Raw genomic sequence first — 20,762 nt, forward strand, 5'->3', positions numbered from 1 at the left:
ATTTGATAGGGGACAGTAAGTCTACCAACAGGGAGGCAGATGAGAATCTCATGATAAAACTAGTCTTTGCGGGCGATGTGATTACTGGCTTTGAGCGCGGCCAGGTTATAAGTCAGCTGGCCAAGCTGCTTAAGCGCGATGAAGCGCAGATACGCCGTATGCTGTTTAGCGGTAAAGCGGTGGTTGTTAAGAAAGTCGCGACCGACGAGGAGGCCTACAAATGGCGTAAAGCCTTTGCCAACGCCGGCGCGGTGTTAATGGTGTCAGCCGGAGATCAAGAGCCGGCCGACACAGCGCCAGATGATGAATCAGTCGCGGCAGGGCACTCACCTAAGCCCGCGGCGGTCGAGCCGGGTATTGCGGTCGACGAGTCGCTTGACGAAAACGCCGCCGACGCCAACGATAGCGCCGTGACGGGGGCGGTTGCTGAAGAGCCCACGCTAGCATCTGAGGCGAGCCGCAGCCCGGGTATTCGGCGACGTAATAAAGTGTATGTGCTGCTGGGTGCACTGGTACTGGTGGCCATTGCTTTGACGGTGTTTGTGCTGTGGGTGAGCCGACCCTTGTGGCAGGGCGCTCAGCTGGATGATCAGCAACAGCGGTGGGCCGAGGCACTGGCTTCGCCCGATACTTACGCGCTGGCCCATGTGGATGTCGCACGAGCCGTACAGCTGGAGGGGTTGGCGGGGACTCAGGCCGATTTGCCCTCACCGGTATCCGGGGATGACGATTTTTGGCAATCGTTGGCCCGCGCAGGTATTGATGTGCGTAAGCAGATCGCGCATATGTGGCTTGCGGGTACCCACAGTGCAAAGCATACCGGCGCGGTGATAGTGCTGTCGGGGGTGTTTTCACCGGACAAGGTTAAAAGCTGGCTGGGCGAGCGCTACACCATTGAGAGTGAGTCGGAAGAGGGGCTAATGTTTCGTACCTCCCGCGCCAACGCCTGCGATGCTGGCACCACGATGCGGGCGGTGATCGGCGCTGACCGCATCATCGTGGGTGATCCGGCCAGCGTTGAGCAACTGCAAATGCGCCTTGAGCAAAAAGCCCCGGCCAGCCAATCGCTACAGCGCTGGCAAGAGGTGAGTGCCAATCAGTTGGCCTCACTGGCGGTGTTTATTCCTGAAAACATTGGCGAGGCCGCCGGCGGCATGAGTGGCATGATGTTAAAAAGTGTGGGTGCTGCGGCGCAGCCCGCCGAGGGTTTATATCTTGATTTAGAGCCGGTGGCGGTGCCACCCGGGGTTGAGTTGCGCACCCAGGTGTTTAGTCAGGATGCCGAATTTATTAACAACAGCTATCAAGCTTTTGACGAGCGTATTGCCGAGTGGCGTGCTGAGGCAAAAAAAAATTGGCCCGAGGTTGCCGGGCTGTATGATCGCCTTGAGGTTACCCGTAGTGACGATAGCGTGGGCGCAACGGTCTTTTTTGATCGTCACCTGCAGCGCGATGTGAGCCGTTGGGTCAGCTCTATTTTCTCGGGAATGTTCTCGTCACCGGGTGAGGCGCCCACCGAAGAGCAATTAGAATCAAACCCGCCCGTGTTTACCAACCTGGCTAACGCCGAGGTTAAGCCCTACGCAAGCTATAGCGACTTTCACAATAGCTTTTTTACTCCGACGGCGGAGACGGGCCCTTTTGCCATCGCGGTAGAGTCGCTAACCCTCAACGATCAACAACAGCTGGAGGTCGCCCTTAAAACACTCGCGTATAACTTACCTAATGCACCCACCCGAGGCTCAGCGGCAAGCATGACGTTAGTCGATGTGCTGGATGCGCAGGGGCAGTCGCTACTGCCAACCGTTGAGTGTGGTGAGGATAAAAACCTTGCGCCCTCAGAAATTGGCTCAAGTATGACGTCGACCGCTTTTGTGGATGGTGAGCAAGTGGCCTATACCTCGACTCAGGGAAGTAAAGCGATCGCGCTCGATACGGGCGTAAGCGCCAGTGATGTTGCCGAAGTGAAGGGGTATATCGATTATCGACAAGTAAACGCCATCGAGAAGATTGTGTTACAGCAGCCGCTTGCGGGGCAGGTCATCGAGCGCAACGGCTTGATGGTGCGCTTTATGGACGCTGGTAAGCACGCGCTGCAGTATCGTTATAGTGGCGAGGTCGATAATTTATTGCATGTGGCGGCGTTAAATAAAGACGGCAAAGCCTTGTCATCCGGTAGTGCAATGTGGGGCGGCACACTTATTGGCAGTGGTAAAACCGCATCGGTCGATTATCACGGAGAGGTCGATCGTATTGAGGTGGTAATCGCCAAAAACGCCGAGGTGAAGCGTTATCCCGTTAGTATTAATACGGTCTGGCCAGCCGTTAACAATAGTTTGTTTGGTGCAAAAGCGTTACCGCTTGCAGATCCCGATGCAGTCCAAAAAGCCTTAAAAGCGACGCAACCCCCGTCAGTCACCTACAGTTGGCAAAAGCCGGTGTTAGAGACGGTTGCGGGCCCGGCAACGCTCGCTTTTCAAAGTTTGGAGTTTGATGACCGCTTTGGTATGAACATTAGCTTTAGTGCGTATCTGTCCAACGGTGTGCCATTAGTGGGCGCACTGGGGGCAGGGGCGGTGCGTTTAACAGCGTTAGAGTTTGCCAACAGTGAACCGCAAGCGTTGGCTAACACGGTGTACTTTCCGTTTGTACACGACGGTGGCTATTGGATGAACGGTGAGTATCAACCCGACGAGCAAAAACCCTGGATTAAAGGCGATGCGACGTTCCGTGATCGTGACACCAAAGTGACCTCACCCGAGCGCATACAAGGGGAGTTGCTACTCAATGTGGCTGACGCTTCTCATGTTGAAGAGTTTGCATTTGAGATTGGTGCAACCTGGCAAGATGAAGGCTTAAGTCTGCAAGTTACCGAGTTTAATCCGCGTGAAGTTATATTGAGTTTTAACGGCAATGTGAGTCGTGTGGTCGCCGTGCGCGCTAAGCGTAATGGTGAGCTGGTGAGCGATCCCGCAAAAATGCGTAATATGTTTGGCGAGGCGGGGGTTGTACTTGCGCTTAACGATCGTCCCGATACGCTTGAGTTGGAGCTGGCTGATTCATTGACGACTGAGCGCTATCCGTTTGAGGTTAATTTGGCTGAAGTTGCCGCGCCGTAGTTAGGCGTTACTCGCAACATTAAGCGCACTAAAAAGCCGGGGCATAGCCCTGGCTTTTTAGTGCGCGCTACCCTGACATGGTTTTTGTCAGGGTGTCGATTTAGGCGTTAACGTGTAACTCTTCGTTTAACTGCACGCTAGATTTGTTGGTTAAACATTCAATACGACCGGACATAGAGTTGCGACGGAAAAGTAAATCGGATTTGCCGGCTAAGTCGCGCGCTTTGGCAACATCCACTTCCTTGCCGCTGTCGTCAAGTACGGCAACTTTAGTGCCGGCGGTGATGTACAAGCCGGACTCAACTGTACAGCGATCGCCCAGTGGAATGCCGGTGCCAGCGTTGGCGCCCAGCAGGCACTCTTTGCCCAGGCTGATAACGATATTGCCGCCACCCGACAAGGTGCCCATGGTTGAGCTGCCGCCGCCCAAGTCAGAACCCGCGCCGACAAATACACCCGCCGAGATACGGCCTTCAATCATACCGGGACCATCGGTGCCGGCGTTAAAGTTAACAAAGCCTTCGTGCATGATGGTGGTGCCTTCGCCCAGGTAGGCGCCTAAGCGCACGCGCGCAGTGTGGGCGATACGCACCCCGGCCGGCACCACATAGTTGGTCATTTTGGGGAATTTATCCACGCATGCTACGTCCAAAAGCTCGCCGTTAAGGCGCGCTTGTAACTGTCGCGCGGGGAGCTCAGCCAAATCGATGGCGCCTTGATTGGTCCAGGCGACATTGGCCAGCACGCCAAACAAACCGGTGAGGTTGGTGCCGTGAGGTTTTACTAAACGGTGCGACAACAAGTGCAGCTTTAAATAACCCTCGGGTACGCTGGTGGGCGCTTCGTCGGCGGCGAGTAACGTGGCGACCAGCGGGCGCTCACTGCTGGCAAGAGACTCGGCAATGGCAGCTTGCTCGGCATCACCGGCCGCGCTGAGTGCTTTTGCGAGTTCTGCGGCCTGTTGCTTGTTTAACGCTAACGCCTGATTGCCGCCTTCATAACCTACTGTTTGGCTAATGGCCTGTGCTGTGGCGTCGCTGGGGTTAAGCAGTGGTGCAGGGTAAAACACCTCAAGCCATTCGCCTTTTTGGTTTTGGGTGCCGACACCGAGGCCGAGGCTGTAGAGTTTGCTCATGTGTAATCCTGTTTTGCGGTTATCAAAAGTCGTAAAGTGTTGTGTTAGCTAAAAACGGCAGCGTATTGTTCGGCTTTAAAGCCTACCTGAGTCGTGCCTTCGGCTTCTAATACAGGCCGTTTAATGATGGTCGGGTTGGCGACTATTAATGCCGGAGCTTGGTTGAGGTCAAAAATACGAGTTTTGTCGTCCTCGCTAAAGCTCTTCCACGTGGTGGAGCGCTTGTTGATAAGGGCATCGATCCCCAAGGCATCAATCCATTGCAGCACTTTTGCCTCACTGAGGCCGTCGCTGCGGAAGTCGTGAAATTGGTAATCGGGCACGTTTGTCGCTAACCATTGCCGCGCTTTTTTCACCGTGTCGCAGTTTTTAATGCCGTATAGGGTTGGCTGCATCGCTCGCTCCGCGCAAAAGCGGCCATAATAACAAATCTGTTTGGGTTTAGGGCTTTTGCACTTGCTTTGGGTGTTTACGCGCTGGGTAACAGGCGCGGCAAATCCCGCACACTAAACCGTTACAGCCGCGTGCGCTGCAGTGTTCGCGGCCGTAGTAGATAATTTGCAAGTGCAGCTTATTCCAGCTCTCTTTGGGGAATAAACGTTTTAAGTCTTTCTCAGTTTGCACCACATTTTTGCCGTGGGTTAGCCCCCAGCGCTGCGCTAAGCGGTGTATGTGGGTGTCGACCGGAAACGCAGGCACCCCAAACGCTTGGCTCATAACCACACTGGCAGTTTTGTGGCCTACTCCGGGCAGGGTTTCTAACGCGGCCATATCGGCGGGCACTTGGCCGTCGAATTCATCCACGAGCCTTTGGGACAATACCGAAATGGCTTTGGACTTTTGCGGCGATAGACCACAGGGGCGAATCACCGCTTTGATCTCCTCGATAGGCACTTTTGCCATGTCGTGCGGGTTGTCGGCCAGTTGCCACAGTGCCGGGGTAATTTGATTGACCCGCGCGTCGGTACACTGGGCGGATAGCAACACCGCGATCAGCAAGCTATAGGCGTCAAAGTGATCCAGCGGGATAGGCGTAGTGGGGTAGAGCTCATCCAGTGTTCGCTGAATAAGCGCGACCCGTTCGGCTTTTTTGAGGTTTACCGTAGCGGTTGGTGGCGTGTTGAGCTCGCACATGGTTAAAGGCTTTTTACAAAGTGGCGAATGCGGTGGGCCGCATCGATACATTCGGCCTCGGTGGCGACCAGTGCCATACGCACATAGTACTCTGCCGGGTTGCCTGTGTCGGCATCGCGGGCTAAATAGGCGCCTGGCAGTACGGTAATGTTTTGTTCGGCAAATAAGCGCTGGGCAAATTCCTCGCCCAAAATAGGCAGCTTGGGCCACAGGTAAAAGCCAGCCTCGGGGCGCTCGACGTCCAGACAACCATCTAAGATATTTAGCACCGCGTCAAACTTTGCCCGATACGCATCGCGGTTGGCCAGTACATGATTCTCATCTTGCCAGGCGGCAACGCTCGCCAGTTGTGTCGGCACTGGCATCGCGCAGCCATGGTAGGTGCGATACTGCAAAAATTTGCCGAGAATATCCGCATCGCCGGCGACAAAACCCGAGCGCAGGCCTGGCAAGTTAGAGCGCTTGGATAAACTGTGAAACACCACGCAGCGGCGGTAGTCATTGCGGCCCATATCGCTACAGGCTTCGAGCAAGCCGGCGGGCGCTTGGTTCTCGTGTTGGTATAGCTCGCTGTAGCATTCATCAGAGGCAATCACAAAATCGTAGCGATCGGCGAGTTCAATCAGTTGTTGCAGCTGCGCTGAGCTCATCACCGCCCCGGTGGGGTTGCCCGGCGAGCACAAGTATAAAAGCTGACACTGTTGCCAAACGCTGGCCGGAACCTCAGCAAAATTGGGAATAAAATGATTGGTCGCGCTGCAGTTTAAAAAATGTGGTGTGGCGCCAGCCAGAAAAGCGGCCCCTTCATAAATTTGATAAAAAGGATTGGGGCACACCACCAGCGGGTCGCTGGCGCTGCGGTCGATCACGGCCTGAGCAAAAGCAAATAGTGCTTCGCGGGTACCGTTAACGGGGAGCACCTGAGTTTCGGGGTCAAGCTTTTGGCATAAGTTAAAGCGCTGGTCAGCCCAACGCGCAATGGCCTTGCGCAGCTCTGGTAATCCTTTTGTGGCCGGGTAGTTGGCCAGCCGATCGAGGTTGTCGCTTAAAGCGCGCAGCACAAAGGCGGGCGGCAAGTGTTTTGGTTCGCCAATAGACAGGGCAATATGCTCGAGCGATTGCGGCGGGGTGATACCGGCTTTGAGGGCCGCGAGCTTTTCAAAGGGGTAGGGGTGTAATTGGTTTAAATCGTTATTCATGTGAAGTCGTCAGTGCGTTTGATCGGCAATGCTATGAATCTGTGGCATCGGCTTAAAAATATTTCTATAAAAGTTGCGGCGGCTTAAAAGCCCGCCGCACGGTCGACGCGGTCGTCTAGCTGCCGGCAAATTTCATCTTGCAGGCGCTGACACAGCGTGGGGTCAGAAAGTGGTTGGCCGTTGTTGTCGGTAATGTAAAACATATCCTCGACGCGCTCGCCCAAGGTGGCAATTTTGGCGTTTTGTAAGTGGAGCTCAAAGTCGATAAAGACTCGAGCGATGCACGCCAGTAAACCGGGGCGATCTGGGCTGATAACTTCCAATAGCGTGTAACCGCTAAGCATATCGTTGCGAATGCTGGTGCGGGTGGGGCGAGAGAAGTGTTTAAGGCGGCGCGGTGTGCGACGGGTGCTAAGGTTGCGGTTGTTGTCGCTAACGGTCAGTTCTTCATAGAGTCCGTCGTATATTCGCTGCAGCACTTTCGCGTCGGTGCCCAATGGTTCGCCATCTTGATTTAAGACAAAAAAAGTGTCGAGCGTATAGCCGGATTTTGAGTTGTAAATTCGCGCATCTTGTACGCTTAAATTCATGGCGTCGAGCACGGTTGCGACATCGGCGAAAACGTTGTTGCGCCCTTTGCTGCGAACAAAAATTTGGGTGGCGCCTTCCAGTTCGCGACTGGACGTTTCCTGAATCAAAATCAGCGGCCCGTCGCGATCGTCGTGATTGAGGATCGCCTCGGTGTGCCAGGCGATATCCTGATGTGACTCGCGCAAAAAATACTCGTCGTCGACGTCTTCCCACACCTGGAGGCACTGTTCGGTGCTTACGTGGTGGCGGTTAAGGCGGCTAATGGCCGCTTGCTGAGTCTCCTCGATCCAGTCTTGCTTGTCGATGTTGTTTTCGAGGCCTCTGCGCAGTGCGCGTTTTGTCTCTAAGTACAGGGTGCGCATTAAGCTGGCGCGCCAGGTGTTCCAAAGGTCAGGGTTGGTGGCGTTAATGTCGGCAACTGTCAGCGCGTATAGGTGATCTAAGTGGATCTGATCGCCGACGATTAACGCAAAGCTGTGAATCACATCTGGGTCAGAGATATCTTGTTTTTGCGAAACCGATGACATTAACAGGTGCTTTTCTACCAGCCAGCTCATCAACCGGGTTTCGCGAGGCGACAGGTTGTGACGTAAAGCGAACGCTTCGGCATCAACTGCGCCTAACGTCGAGTGGTCGCCGCCGCGACCTTTGGCGATGTCGTGATAGAGGCCGGCCAGTAGAATAATTTCTACCTTTGGCAGCCTTCGCATTACGTGCCAGGCAACCGGAAAGTCCTCTTTGGCTTGCGGTTGTAAAAAATTACACAAGTTTTGGATGAGCAATAATGTGTGCGCATCTACGGTGTATATATGAAATAAATCGTGTTGCATCTGGCCCGTTACCCGGCCGAACTCGGGCAAGTAGAGGCCCAGGATGCCGTAGCGCGTCATGCGCTTGAGTTCATCGACCAGCTGCGCGGGATACGTAAATAGCTGCAAAAATAACTGGTTGTTTGCGGGGTCTTCGCGAAAGGCGTCATCCAGTAGATGGCGGCTCTCGCGCATCAAGCGGATGGTGGAGGCGCGTACCCCTTTGATGTCTGGGTTTTGCGCCATTAAGACGAAAATTTCTAACAGGGCCGATGGCGACTCTTCAAAGACGTATATGTGGGCGACTTCGATGTAGTCATCGCGGCGCTGGAAGCGCTCGTTAATTGGGGTGACGGTTTTTTTAACGCCACGCTGTAAAATGGCCTCGTACAAAAACTGTAATAAGACGTCGTTGAGTTCGCGCAGCGACATCACTAAGCGATAGTACTTATGCATAAACTGCTCGACACCCAAGCGCTCGTCGGTGTCTTTATAGCCGAACAGTTTGGCCAGCTCGCGCTGATGATCAAACAGCAAACGCTCTTCAGGGCGGTTGGCGACCATATGCAGACCGTAGCGAACCCGCCAGAGAAACTCCTCACCGTTTTGCAATAGTGAGAATTCCTCTTCGGTAAAAAAGCCTTTGCCTTCTAGCTCTTTAAGTGTGCGCACCGCAAAAAAGCGCTTGGCCACCCAAGAGATCATTTGAATATCGCGTAAACCGCCGGGGGCATTTTTTAAGTTGGGCTCTAGGTTGTACTCGCTGTTTTTGTATTTCTCGTGGCGCTGGTTTTGTTCTTCGAATTTGGCTTTGAAGAACTCATCGGCAGGCCACATGTTGTCCGGCGCGGTAAATTTGAGTAGGTGGGCGCGCAAGTTAGGGTCGCCCACGAGGGTACGCGATTCCATTAAATTGGTGGCGACGGTAATGTCGTCGCGAGCGATATCCACGCACTGCCTAACCGTGCGAACGCTGTGGCCGATCTCAAGGCCTATATCCCACAGTAAGGTTAAAAACCGCTCCAGGTTGTCTTGGCAGCGGTCAATCATCAGGCCCTCTTCGAGCAGTATGAGGAGGTCGATATCCGAGTGTGGGTGCAGTTCGCAGCGGCCGTAGCCGCCGACGGCCTCAAGGCTAATGCCCTCGGGCCAGTCGAGCTGGTACCAAGCGTAATGCAGCAGACAGTCGACGAACAGTGCGCGTTCGTGCACCAGCGCACGGATGTCTTCACCCTCGCGAAACCGCACGTCAAACTGCGCATTTGCCGCGGTAATCGCATCTTTAAAAACGGTGATCAGAGGTTTTTCGGCCAGAGCTTTGCGAAACCGGCTCTGATCAAAGAAAAACAGCGGGCGGGTAAAGTAGGGCGTCTGGGCGCTGATCATGGGTTAAAAAGGTTCCTCGGTGCGCTTGGTGAGAACTTCGACGCCATCGGCGGTAACCGCGAGCGTGTGTTCCCACTGAGCCGACAGGCGGCCATCTTTGGTTTCGACGGTCCAGCCATCGCGCTTAAGTTTGGTCTGGGATTTGCCAGCGTTAATCATGGGTTCGATGGTGAAGGTCATGCCTTCTTTTAGTTCTAGCCCGGTGCCGGCACGGCCGTAATGCAGTACCTGCGGCTCTTCGTGGAATACGGTGCCAATGCCGTGGCCGCAGTACTCTCTTACCACCGAGTAATAATTGGCCTCGGCGTGTTGCTGGATAACGGCCCCGATGTCTCCGAGGCGGCAGCCTGGTTTAACCAGTTCAATACCCTTGTAAAGGCACTCTTGGGTAATCTCCACCAAGCGCTTGGCGTGGGGTGCGACGTCGCCGACAAAGTACATTTTACTGGTGTCGCCGTGGTAGCCGTCGTAGATGACGGTGACGTCTATGTTGATGATGTCACCATTTTTCAGAACTTTCTTCTCGGATGGGATGCCGTGGCAAATTACATGGTTAACCGAGGTGCACACAGACTTGGGAAAGCCGCGGTAATCTAAACACGCGGGGATCGCGTTTTGCACATCGACAATGTGGTCGTGACAGCGCTTGTCGAGTTCGGCGGTGGTGACGCCCGCCACCACATAGGGCTCAATCATTTCGAGCACTTCGGCGGCCATGCGGCCGGCGACACGCATTTTCTCGATGTCGGCGGGGGTTTTAATGGATACGCTCATGATTTCTCACTTTGGACTGCTCGCGCCCAAACGGCGCGTTTTTTACGGTAGCGGATAGTTTAACCGATCGGCGCGCAGGACTACAGCCCGTGCAGGGTGCGTGGTTTGGGTGGGGCGTCCTGGTGGACGCTACCTATAAAGGTTGCCGATGGATTTGTGCGTCTTTGATGCCCTGTGAGCGCTCTTTAATTTGGCGTTAAAGTGCCTTTTGTGCGGCCGGTGCCAGCTTAGTAGGCAGGTAAAAACTTCCCTTGGGCTCGTGTGTGTGGTATAAAGCGCGCCGTCCGTGCAAACTCTGGCTAAGCAGAGCTAAAAGCGGGCGAATAAACCTTAACGTCACACATATACCGACACGTTTAGCCTGGGTGCCCTTATGGGTTGGCTTGCGGGGTATATGGAGGCCTAACCCGATACAATCAGGAATACGATTATGCCTACAGTTAGCATGCGCGATATGCTGCAAGCGGGTGTCCATTTTGGTCACCAAACCCGTTACTGGAACCCCAAGATGGGCCGCTACATCTTTGGCGCCCGCAACAAAATTCATATCATTAACCTGGAGCATACTGTTCCTGCGTTCAATGAGACTCTTGAGCTGGTTAAGCAGCTGGCCTCGCAAAAGAAAAAAATCATGTTTGTTGGCACCAAGCGCGCCGCTCAGAAAATCGTTAAAGAGCAGGCCGAGCGCGTTGGTATGCCTTATGTTAGCCACCGCTGGTTGGGCGGCATGCTGACTAACTACAAAACTATTCGTGCCTCTATCCGTCGCTACCGCGAGCTTGAAGCTCAGTCTCAGGACGGTACTTTTGAGAAGCTGACCAAAAAAGAAGCTTTGATGCGTACCCGCGATATGGACAAACTAGAGAACTCTATCGGTGGTATTAAGGATATGGGCGGCCTGCCTGACGCGTTGTTTGTGGTTGATGTTGATCACGAGCGTATCGCTGTAGCAGAGGCCAACAAGCTGGGTGTACCGGTTATTGGTGTGGTTGATACTAACTCAAACCCCGATGGCATTGATTACGTTATCCCAGGTAACGACGATGCGATCCGTGCGGTTCGCTTGTACGTGACGGCTATTGCTGATGCTTGCGCCGAAGGCGTTGCGCAGTCGCAAGAAGTGCCGAATAAAGATGAGTATGTTGCTGCTGAAGGCCAGGCTGCTGCGGAGTAAGACCGCCGCCTAGCTGTCATCTACAACAGATACAGTAAGACGTAAAAGGGGTGGGCCGTCAGGTTGCGCCCCTTTTTTCCAACGGATTTTTAGAGAGGATAGTTACATGGCAGCTGTTTCTGCTTCAATGGTTAAAGAACTGCGCGACCGTACCGGTCTTGGCATGATGGAGTGTAAAAAAGCGCTGGCCGAGGTTGGTGGTGATGTTGAGCAAGCGATTGAGAATCTGCGTAAAGCGAGTGGGCTGAAGGCTTCTAAAAAAGCTGGCCGCACTGCCGCCGATGGTGTTGTGCTGGCTAAAGTAGCCGATGACAACAGTTATGCAGTGTTGGTGGAAGTGAACAGTGAAACTGACTTTGCCGCCCGCGACGAAGGCTTTTTGGCATTTGCGCGCGCTGTGCTGGATAAGGCTTTTGCCGACAAGCAAGACGATGTTGCCGCCCTGATGGCCGGCGACCTCGAAGCGGCTCGTGAGGCGCTGGTACAAAAAATTGGTGAAAACATCGGTGTGCGCCGCGTAGCGGTTGCTGAAGGTGGCTTAATTGACATCTACATCCACTCAAACAACCGTATTGCAACTGCCGTGAAGCTCGATGGTGGCAATGCTGAGCTGGCGCGCGACGTGGCGATGCACGTAGCGGCAGTTAACCCGCAAGTGGTCAAGCCGGAAGATATGCCTGCTGATATCGTTGAGAAAGAAAAGGATATCATTAAGGCGCAGCCAGATATGGAAGGCAAGCCTGCTGAGATCGTCGAAAAAATGACCATGGGCCGCATCAATAAGTTCTTGAAGGAAGGCAGCCTAAATGAGCAGCCTTTTGTTAAGAACCCTGAATTGACTGTGGGTAAGCTGGCGAAAGAGGCTGGTGCTACGATTAATGGCTTTGTTCGCTTTGAAGTGGGCGAAGGCGTTGAGAAAGAAGAGTCGGACTTCGCTGCCGAAGTTGCCGCTCAAGTCGCTGCCTCTAAGTCGTAAGTCCCTCATCTTACGCATAAAAAAGGAGGTCGGATGTCCATCCGGCCTCCTTTTGTTGTAAACTGCCCCCCGTTTTTGACCTTCTTCAGCCATGCGGAGCCCCACCATGCCAAATTCTCGGGATAAAAAGTACAAACGCATTTTGCTCAAGCTAAGCGGTGAAGAGCTAATGGGTGAAGTGGGTTTTGGTATTGACCCCAAAGTGCTCGATAAAATGGCCTTAGAGATCGGCCAGTTGGTGGGTATAGGTGTGCAGGTGGGGCTGGTGATCGGCGGCGGCAACCTGTTTCGGGGCGCGGCCCTAAGTGCCGCCGGGCTCGATCGAGTCACCGGTGATCATATGGGTATGCTGGCGACTGTGATGAACGCGCTAGCCATGCGCGATGCGCTGGAGCGCTCTAACATCTCGTCGCGGGTGATGTCGGCGATCCCCATGAGCGGTATCGTTGAGCACTATGATCGCCGCCACGCTATTCGTTGCTTAAACGCGGGAGAAGTGGTGATTTTTGCCGCCGGCACCGGCAACCCGTTTTTTACCACCGATTCGGCTGCCTGTTTGCGCGGCATCGAAGTCGAGGCTGATATTGTCCTTAAGGCTACCAAGGTTGATGGTGTTTATACCGCCGACCCAATGAAGGATGCCAGTGCTACTAAGTACGACCGTCTTACTTACGATAATGTGCTCGAAGAAAAGCTTGGTGTGATGGACTTAACCGCGATTTGCCTGTGCCGAGATCACGACATGCCGGTGCGGGTATTTCGTATGAATAAAAGTGGTGCTCTGCTGAACATTGTGGTTGGCAGTAATGAAGGCACCTTGATTGAAGAGGATACCTCGGATGCTGGATGAACTGAAAAAAGACGCCGATTCGCGCATGGAAAAAGCCCTGGCCGCGATGAGCAACAACTTCAACAAAATTCGCACGGGCCGGGCTCACCCCAGTCTGCTTGATGGTGTGACTGTGTCTTACTATGGCGTAGATACGCCGCTTGCTCAAGTGGCCAACGTCAATATTGAGGACGCGCGAACTCTGTCGATCAAGCCCTGGGAGAAGCCCATGGTGCCCGAGATCGAAAAAGCTATTATGAAGTCAAACCTAGGTCTGAACCCTTCGACCTCTGGTGATAATATTCGTATTCCCTTGCCCGCACTGACTGAAGAGACCCGTAAGGGGTACATCAAGCAGGCGCGCGCCGAGGCAGAGAATGGCCGGGTTTCAATCCGTAATGTTCGTCGTGATGTGTTGTCTGATGTGAAAGCGTTGCTAAAAGACAAAGAGATCAGTGAGGACGAAGAGCGTCGCACTCAGGATGAAGTGCAGAAAATTACCGATAAGTATATTGCTGAAGTCGATAAAGTTTTGGCTCAGAAAGAAGAAGAGTTGATGACCGTATAAGGTGATCAACTGTGCCCGCCCGGCGCAGGCGGGCACTGAAACCATTATTCGGGTTATGCCCATTGGCCCAGGAGATGTTTGTGACCGGCAGTTGTTTACGTCATATAGCTATTATCATGGACGGCAATAATCGCTGGGCCAAACAGCGAAACCTCGCAGGCATCTCGGGGCATAAAGAGGGTGTCGAGCGTATTCGCGATGTGATGTCCGCGTGCCAAGAGCTCGGTGTCGAGGTGCTCACCTTATTTGCCTTTAGCAGCGAGAACTGGAAGCGCCCCGCCCGTGAGGTGGAAGCCTTGATGTCGCTGTTTCACTTGTACCTTAAAAAAGAGGCGCGCGCCTTAAAGAAAAAGAGTGTGCGCTTGAAGGTCGTCGGCAATCGGCGCAATTTTAGTGCCTCTCTTAATCGTGCTATTGATTCTGCTGAGTCGCTAACTGATCAAGCCGATGCGAAAACCACGTTAGTTATTGCCGCTGATTACGGCGGTCGTTGGGATATCGCCGATACCGCAGCACGACTCGCGGCGCAAGTGGCTGCCGGGGAGTTGGATGCCGACGATATTGACGAAGAACGTTTCGGACGCGCGACCTGCTTGGGTGACTTACCACCGCTGGATTTACTGATCCGCACCGGGGGTGAGCACCGCATCAGCAACTTTATTCTGTGGCAGGCGGCTTACGCCGAGCTGTATTTTACCCCCGTTCTTTGGCCCGATTTTAATGGCGATGTTCTCGCCGGGGCCGCCAACGACTTTTTTTCGCGCCAGCGTCGCTTTGGCAAAACCTCCGAGCAGTGTGAGCCATCATCGAGTTTTAGCACCGGGAGCGGTTCTCATGCTTAAGCAGCGAATTTTAACGGCCTGTGTATTGGCCGCGACCTTTCTTGTCGTCTTGTTTTTCTTGCCGGTTCCGCTGTTTCCCGCATTTGTGGCAACCATTGTGCTTATTGGCGCCTGGGAGTGGTCGAATTTAAGTGGTTTAAAATCAGTTGCGGCCCGTGTTGGCTATTTGTTGGCACAGGCGGCGGCGATTGTACTAGCGGCGCTCTATGTTGGCCTGGTGTCGCTCGGTACGCCACTGGAGCCAACAGCCCCCTCCGTGATCGACAGCCGTTATGCGCACTTACTGCTTATTGGCTGTACTTGGTGGGCGGTCGCACTACTTTGGGTGCAGGGCTACCCCAGTAGTAGCTTGCTGTGGGCGCGACCGATGCTGCGGGCGTTAATGGGCTTTTTTGTACTGGTCCCTGCCTGGGTTGGTTTTAGCTATGTGCGCTTGCAGGATGACGGTGCCTGGTTGGTGTTGATGATTGTCGCGGTCGTCGCGGTGGCCGATATTGGCGGCTATTTTGTCGGCAAGCGCTTTGGCCGGCGCAAGTTGGCGCCTGCCGTCAGTCCCGGCAAAACCTGGGAGGGTTTCTTGGGCGGTATCGGTGCTAATATGCTGTTTGCTTTGGCGCTTTGGCTGTTGCTGGGTAGTCCGTTACTCGCTGTTATCGCACTTGTCGTGCCGACATCCCTTATCTCAGTGATTGGCGATTTACTGGAGAGCATGGTCAAGCGCGAGCGGGGTATTAAAGACAGTAGTGCGTTGTTGCCAGGTCACGGCGGGGTACTGGATAGAATGGACAGTTTAACGGCTGCGGCGCCGGTGTTTGCGTTGGTGTTGGCAATGTCGCAGGGGCCGTTTGGGTAACGCCATGGAGCGAATTACGGTACTTGGTGCGACTGGGTCTATCGGTGTTAGTACGCTGGACGTACTGGCAAGGCATCCCGAGCGCTATCAGGTTTACGCGTTAACAGCCAGTACCAGCTGGCAGCAGCTGGCGGAGCAAGTGCGAGCACACCGGCCGCGTTTTGCGGTGCTAAGTGATGCGACGGCGGCGCAAGCGTTGCGTGAGGCTCTGGCCGACGCCGATTGCGATACCGAAGTGCTCGCGGGTGAGCAAGCGTTGGTCGACGTGGCGGCTGCCGGCGAGGTTGATACGGTAATGGCGGCTATCGTTGGGGCGGCAGGCTTGTTGCCCACTTTTGCCGCGGTGGAGTCTGGTAAAAAAGTCTTATTGGCCAACAAAGAGGTGTTGGTCATGGCCGGCGGCTTGTTTATGGCTGAGGCCCGTCGCTCGGGGGCACAGATATTGCCGATCGACAGTGAGCACAACGCAATTTTTCAGTGTTTGCCGCTGCAAAAGGCGCTGGCGGCGGGTTGTGAGTTGGCAGAGCTTGGCGTGCGCAAAATATTACTAACCGCCTCTGGCGGCCCGTTTAGAAGCACACCGGTGGCTGAGCTGGCCGGCGTAACGCCTGTGCAGGCCTGTGCCCACCCCAATTGGGATATGGGACAAAAGATCTCGGTAGATTCCGCCACCATGATGAATAAAGGTCTGGAGTTAATAGAGGCCTGTTGGCTGTTTAACTGTACACCAGATGATATCGAGGTGCTGATTCATCCGCAAAGCGTGATTCACTCTATGGTGGAGTATGTGGATGGTTCGGTGCTGGCGCAGTTAGGTAACCCAGATATGCGCACACCGATCGCCCATGCGTTGGGCTGGCCGGAGCGTGTCGCATCCGGCGTACCTGCGCTGGATATGGTGGCGGCTGCGCGGCTGGACTTTAGTGCGCCCGATTACGAGCGCTTTCCGTGTTTGTTGCTTGCCGAGCAGGCCGCCAGCATGGGGCTAACGGCCCCGGCAGTCCTAAATGCTGCCAATGAGGTGGCCGTTGCGGCTTTTTTGCAGGGCGATCTGGCTTTTACCGATATAGCCGAGGTTAATAAGCGGGTATTGTTGGCGGCACAATTAACTGAACCGGTGGATTTGGGCGTTGTCCAACTCGCCGACGCAAAAGCTCGCCAACACGCCCGTCGTCTAATTGACGCTGGGCTTGTGTGAGTTAAATGAGGTAGCAGTGGGAATACTACAAATATTATTCTGGTTTTTTGTCGCCATCATCGTATTGGTGACGATCCATGAGTTTGGTCACTTTTATGTGGCCAGACGCTGTGGCGTCAAAGTGCTGCGCTTCTCCGTGGGCTTTGGCAAAGTTTTGTTGCGTCGCTACGACAAGTCCGGCACCGAATACGCGCTCTCGGCGATTCCCTTGGGTGGATACGTCAAAATGCTTGATGAGCGCGAGGGCAAGGTAGATCCGGCGGAGCAGCATCGAGCCTTTAACCGTCAGAGCGTTGCCAAGCGTATTGCCATTGTTCTGGCTGGCCCTGTGGCTAATTTTATTCTCGCTATTTTGGTTTTTTGGGTGTTGCTGGTGGCCAGCGGCGAGCGCGGTATTGCGCCGGTTATCGGTTCGGTAACGCCAAACTCGGTTGCTGCAGCGGCCAACCTAGAGGTGGGGCAGGAGATTCTCGCAGTCGATGGTGTCCCAACGGCCTCGTGGCAAAGTGTTCAGAGGCAGCTTTTGCGCCGGCTGGGTGAGAGCGGCCCGTTAACCTTTACCACTCGGTACCCGGATTCGAGCCTGCGCTACCAGTCTGAGGTAGAGTTAGACGGCTGGTTGCGCGGGGTGGCTGAGCCGGAGCCTTTATCCGGCCTTGGCGTCAAGCCTTTTGTGCCGCAAGTTGCCGCCATCGCGGCCGAAGTAAGCCCGGACAGTCCCGCCGCAAGTGCAGGCCTAATGCCCGGCGATAAAATTATTGCCGCGAATGATCAAAGCATCGACAGTGCGCGCGAATGGATAGATTACGTTAAAGCACGCCCCGGCCAAAGCATAGAGGTGCTGGTTGAGCGCGAGGGCGAGACGGTTACGCTCAGCATGACGCCGGCGGCGATCACCGAGGGCGGTGAAAGTTTTGGTCGGGTCGGTATGGCGATAGCGCCGGGGCAGTGGCCGGAGGATATGCTACGGACGCGCGAGTATTCTTTAGTGAGTGGTTTTGTCGCGGGCGTGGATAAAACCTGGGAAACTTCTGCCTTTGTCCTGTTGTCCGTTAAGAAGCTGATTTTTGGGGAAATTTCCACAAAAAACTTGAGTGGAGCAATCACCATTGCTAAGGTTGCGGGCTCTGAGGCTGAAAACGGCTGGCGCAGCTTTCTCGGGTTTTTAGCGTTACTTAGCGTGTCGCTCGGGGTCTTTAATTTATTACCGATACCGGTACTCGATGGTGGTCATTTAATGTACTACCTTGTCGAAGTCGTAAAGGGCAGTCCGGTATCAGAAAAAGTGCAAGCGGTGGGCTATCAGCTAGGGCTAGTCATGGTAATAGGCCTGACAATACTCGCGCTCTATAATGACATCATGAGGCTCTAATCCAGTAAGGAAACCGGTGGCCATCGGGTGTAGCCCGAAGGTTGACGGGCGTTGTGTTTGTACAAACTCATAATCCAAAAATAGAACGAACTATATGATGCAAGTTTTCATTCGATTATTCGGCCTGCTGTTGGCGGTGTGCTTCTCGGTTGCGGTACACGCTCAAACTTTTCGGGTCAATGATATACGTGTCGAGGGCTTGCAGCGGGTCTCTGCCGGTACTGTGTTTAGTGCGCTGCCGATTCGGGTCGGCGATACCTTGTCCAGTGTCGAGCTCCAGCGCGCCACCCGCGAACTGTTTAAGGTCGGCTTATTTACCGACGTCTCTATTGGTCGCGATGGCGATGTGTTGGTGTTGATGGTTAAAGAACGTCCCGCCATTAATGAAATCACAATTGAAGGTAACAAGGTTATTAAGACTGAGCAGTTGATGGAGAGCCTGACCGACAATGGGTTGTCAGAAGGGCAGATTTATCAAAGCGCCACGCTTAACGGTATTAGCCAAGCTTTGGAACGTGAATACATCGGTCAGGGCCGCTATGGTGCCTCGGTAGATATCGAAATTGAAGATTTGCCCCGCAACCAAGTGAAAGTGTTGATCACCATCGATGAAGGTGAGACCGCTCGGATTAAAAAGATTAACGTTGTGGGTAATGATGCGTTTGACAATGATACCCTGCTGGACCTTTTTGAGCTGCAAACCACCGGCTGGTTTTCCTGGATTACCGGTGATGATAAGTACAACCGTGAAAAGTTAACCGGCGATATTGAGCGGGTAGAGTCTTATTATCTCGATCGCGGTTATCTAGGTTTTAACCTCGATTCCACGCAGGTATCGCTGAGCCCGGATAAATCTCAGGTATTTATTACGCTTAATATTGCCGAAGGTGATGTTTATAAGGTTAGTGAAATTGACCTTGCCGGTGATCCAGCCATCGCCGAAGCTTATATTCGTCGTCTGATTTTGTTGCGCGAGAGTCAAACCTTTTCGCAAACGCTGATGACGACCACCTCCGAATACATTACGAATCGTTTAGGGAATGAAGGCTATACCTTCGCCGAAGTAGAGGGCATCCCCGAGCGTAATGAAGAAGATAAAACCGTAAAAGTTACCTTTTTTATCGATCCTAAAAAACGCGCTTATGTCCGTCGGATAAACTTTCGTGGCAATACCAGCACCAAAGATAATGTGCTGCGCCGCGAAATGCGGCAAATGGAAGGGGGCTCTGCCTCTACCGCGCAAATCGAACACTCTAAGGTGCGACTGGAACGTCTAGGCTTCTTTAAAGAGGTGACAGTGGATACCGTTGAGGTGCCTGGCGTTGCCGATCAGGTGGATGTTGATTTTACGGTGGAAGAACAGCCTTCCGGTAGCATGGGGCTGCAGGTAGGCTATGCGCAGTATTCCGGTTTGTTATTGTCTGGCAACATTCAGCAGAACAACTGGTTTGGTACTGGTAAGCAGGTGGGTATTTCTGCCAGCCATTCACAGTATCAAACGGCTTACAGTTTTAACTATAACGACCCTTATTTTACTCCTGACGGTGTCAGCCGTGGGTTCGATCTGTTTTATCAAAGTAGTGACTACGGCCAGATCAATGTGGCGGGTTATAGCACCGATATCTTTGGTGGTAATGTCAGTTTTGGCTACCCGATTTCGGATATTGAACGATTAAACTTTAGTGTTGGGTTTCGTAACTTGACGGTTAAGCCAAGCTCTTATTCTGTGCGCGAGATCATTCGAACACCGATCTACTCTGATAGTGCTGAGTATATTACTCAAAGCGATTACCTCGACTTGCTGGATGACATCGCGTTCGGGAATCTCCAGGCAGGAGACGATTTCCCCACGACTGCCTATGAAACCTTCCCCGTACCCTCTGACGAGGATGATGTTAACTCAATTAAAGGTGAGCCTGGGTTCTTAGACGTAAACGGCTCTGAGTTTCACGACTTTGTGAGTAAGGCGGCTTGGGCTAAGTCGACCCTAAACCGCGGTATATTGGCCACTCGTGGCGCCTCGCAGCGCTTAGGGATCGAGGTTGCATTGCCGGGTGGCGACCTCGAATATTACAAGTTGACCTACGATGCCCAGATGTTTCAGCCGTTGACGCGAAATCTCACCTTGCGTTTGCGCACCAGCCTGGGGTATGCCGACTCCTACGGCAAAACCGACGAACTTCCGTTCTTTGAGCATTATTACGCCGGTGGCTTTGGCTCGGTGCGTGGTTTTGAGCGCAACAGTTTGGGGCCCCGTGCAACACCTCCAGAGCAACAGTTTGCGCAGTACAGCACTTGGGATGATATAGATGGCGATGGTGTTATTGACCAAGGTGAGACGGGCGACTTTGTTAACGTTCTGTGTGAAGATCCAGAGCTCGGGAGTTTGGATCAATTGACGACTTGTCGCCCTGGTGAGCTTATGACCCGATCGCGTCCGGTGACCGACCAAAGCAGTTCATTTGGCGGCAATTTCTTAGTCGAGACCAGTGTTGAGCTATTGTTTCCGCTGCCTTTTATCGAAGATCAGCGCTCTTTCCAGACCGCCTTTTTTGTCGATGCGGGTAATGTTTTCGATACAAGCTGTAGTTCTACCCAAGTTAACTGTTATGATTTCGCCCTTGATCGCATCAGCTCTGCTGCGGGTATTGGGCTGACTTGGATTTCGAGCTTTGGCCCTATGACTTTCAGTTTGTCTAAGCCGCTGCACAAAAATGAGTTTGATCGCGAAGAGAGCTTCCAGTTCTCCATGGGCCGTACATTCTAGTGGGCGTTAGAGGCTTCGGCTTCGTTAGAACTGAAT

Annotated in this window: 16 protein-coding genes; 10 read left to right on the forward strand and 6 right to left on the reverse strand. The window is 53.6% G+C overall.

What is annotated here, in order from left to right; genetic code table 11:
• Window positions 1-50: 50 nt before the first annotated feature.
• Window positions 51-3,119: a hypothetical protein gene (locus tag AACY82_RS01475; protein ID WP_339614985.1), complete on the forward strand. Its 3,069-nt coding sequence runs from the start codon at window positions 51-53 to the stop codon at window positions 3,117-3,119.
• A gap of 100 nt (window positions 3,120-3,219) precedes the next feature.
• Here AACY82_RS01475 and dapD read toward each other — a convergent pair whose 3' ends face one another.
• The 6 genes from dapD to map all read right to left on the reverse strand — a co-directional run bounded on the left by dapD (window position 3,220) and on the right by map (window position 10,147).
• Window positions 3,220-4,254: a 2,3,4,5-tetrahydropyridine-2,6-dicarboxylate N-succinyltransferase gene (gene dapD, locus AACY82_RS01480; RefSeq protein WP_339614986.1), complete on the reverse strand. Its 1,035-nt coding sequence runs from the start codon at window positions 4,252-4,254 to the stop codon at window positions 3,220-3,222.
• 44 nt (window positions 4,255-4,298) lie between these two features.
• Window positions 4,299-4,649: an ArsC family reductase gene (locus AACY82_RS01485; protein ID WP_339614987.1), complete on the reverse strand. Its 351-nt coding sequence runs from the start codon at window positions 4,647-4,649 to the stop codon at window positions 4,299-4,301.
• Between the two features lie 46 nt (window positions 4,650-4,695).
• A complete protein-coding gene (gene nth, locus AACY82_RS01490; protein ID WP_339614988.1) occupies window positions 4,696-5,388 on the reverse strand; it encodes an endonuclease III in 693 nt (230 codons plus the stop codon).
• Window positions 5,389-5,390: 2 nt separating this feature from the next.
• A complete protein-coding gene (dapC, locus tag AACY82_RS01495; RefSeq protein ID WP_339614989.1) occupies window positions 5,391-6,587 on the reverse strand; it encodes a succinyldiaminopimelate transaminase in 1,197 nt (398 codons plus the stop codon).
• An 83-nt stretch (window positions 6,588-6,670) separates the two neighbouring features.
• Window positions 6,671-9,373 (reverse strand): [protein-PII] uridylyltransferase, encoded by a 2,703-nt coding sequence (locus tag AACY82_RS01500; protein ID WP_339614990.1) that lies wholly within the window; start codon window positions 9,371-9,373, stop codon window positions 6,671-6,673.
• A 3-nt stretch (window positions 9,374-9,376) separates the two neighbouring features.
• Window positions 9,377-10,147: a type I methionyl aminopeptidase gene (gene map, locus AACY82_RS01505; RefSeq protein ID WP_339614991.1), complete on the reverse strand. Its 771-nt coding sequence runs from the start codon at window positions 10,145-10,147 to the stop codon at window positions 9,377-9,379.
• A 430-nt stretch (window positions 10,148-10,577) separates the two neighbouring features.
• Between map and rpsB the strand changes: the two genes are divergently transcribed.
• The 9 genes from rpsB (at window position 10,578) to bamA (ending at window position 20,726) form a co-directional block, all read left to right on the forward strand.
• Entirely contained in the window at window positions 10,578-11,321 is a 744-nt protein-coding gene (rpsB, locus tag AACY82_RS01510) for a 30S ribosomal protein S2 (protein ID WP_339614992.1), read from the forward strand.
• Between the two features lie 106 nt (window positions 11,322-11,427).
• Window positions 11,428-12,297 (forward strand): translation elongation factor Ts, encoded by an 870-nt coding sequence (tsf, locus tag AACY82_RS01515; RefSeq protein WP_339614993.1) that lies wholly within the window; start codon window positions 11,428-11,430, stop codon window positions 12,295-12,297.
• A gap of 106 nt (window positions 12,298-12,403) precedes the next feature.
• Window positions 12,404-13,147, forward strand: coding sequence for a UMP kinase (gene pyrH / locus AACY82_RS01520; RefSeq protein WP_339614994.1), 744 nt, complete (start codon window positions 12,404-12,406; stop codon window positions 13,145-13,147).
• Window positions 13,137-13,694, forward strand: a complete 558-nt coding sequence (gene frr, locus AACY82_RS01525; RefSeq protein ID WP_339614995.1) for a ribosome recycling factor — start codon at window positions 13,137-13,139, stop codon at window positions 13,692-13,694. Before pyrH ends, frr begins: the two co-directional genes overlap by 11 nt.
• Before the next feature lie 74 nt (window positions 13,695-13,768).
• Window positions 13,769-14,536, forward strand: coding sequence for a polyprenyl diphosphate synthase (uppS, locus tag AACY82_RS01530; protein WP_339615590.1), 768 nt, complete (start codon window positions 13,769-13,771; stop codon window positions 14,534-14,536).
• Window positions 14,529-15,389: a phosphatidate cytidylyltransferase gene (locus AACY82_RS01535; RefSeq protein WP_339614996.1), complete on the forward strand. Its 861-nt coding sequence runs from the start codon at window positions 14,529-14,531 to the stop codon at window positions 15,387-15,389. Before uppS ends, AACY82_RS01535 begins: the two co-directional genes overlap by 8 nt.
• 4 nt (window positions 15,390-15,393) lie before the next feature.
• Window positions 15,394-16,587: a 1-deoxy-D-xylulose-5-phosphate reductoisomerase gene (ispC, locus tag AACY82_RS01540; protein WP_339614997.1), complete on the forward strand. Its 1,194-nt coding sequence runs from the start codon at window positions 15,394-15,396 to the stop codon at window positions 16,585-16,587.
• 16 nt (window positions 16,588-16,603) lie between these two features.
• On the forward strand, window positions 16,604-17,959 hold the full coding sequence (gene rseP / locus AACY82_RS01545; protein WP_339614998.1) for an RIP metalloprotease RseP: 1,356 nt from the start codon (window positions 16,604-16,606) through the stop codon (window positions 17,957-17,959).
• Window positions 17,960-18,053: 94 nt separating this feature from the next.
• Complete coding sequence (gene bamA / locus AACY82_RS01550; RefSeq protein WP_339614999.1) at window positions 18,054-20,726, forward strand: outer membrane protein assembly factor BamA; 2,673 nt, start codon at window positions 18,054-18,056, stop codon at window positions 20,724-20,726.
• Window positions 20,727-20,762 lie beyond the last annotated feature (36 nt).

The sequence above is a fragment of the uncultured Gilvimarinus sp. genome (genome assembly GCF_963972205.1).
Taxonomy (GTDB): Bacteria; Pseudomonadota; Gammaproteobacteria; order Pseudomonadales; family Cellvibrionaceae; genus Gilvimarinus; species Gilvimarinus japonicus.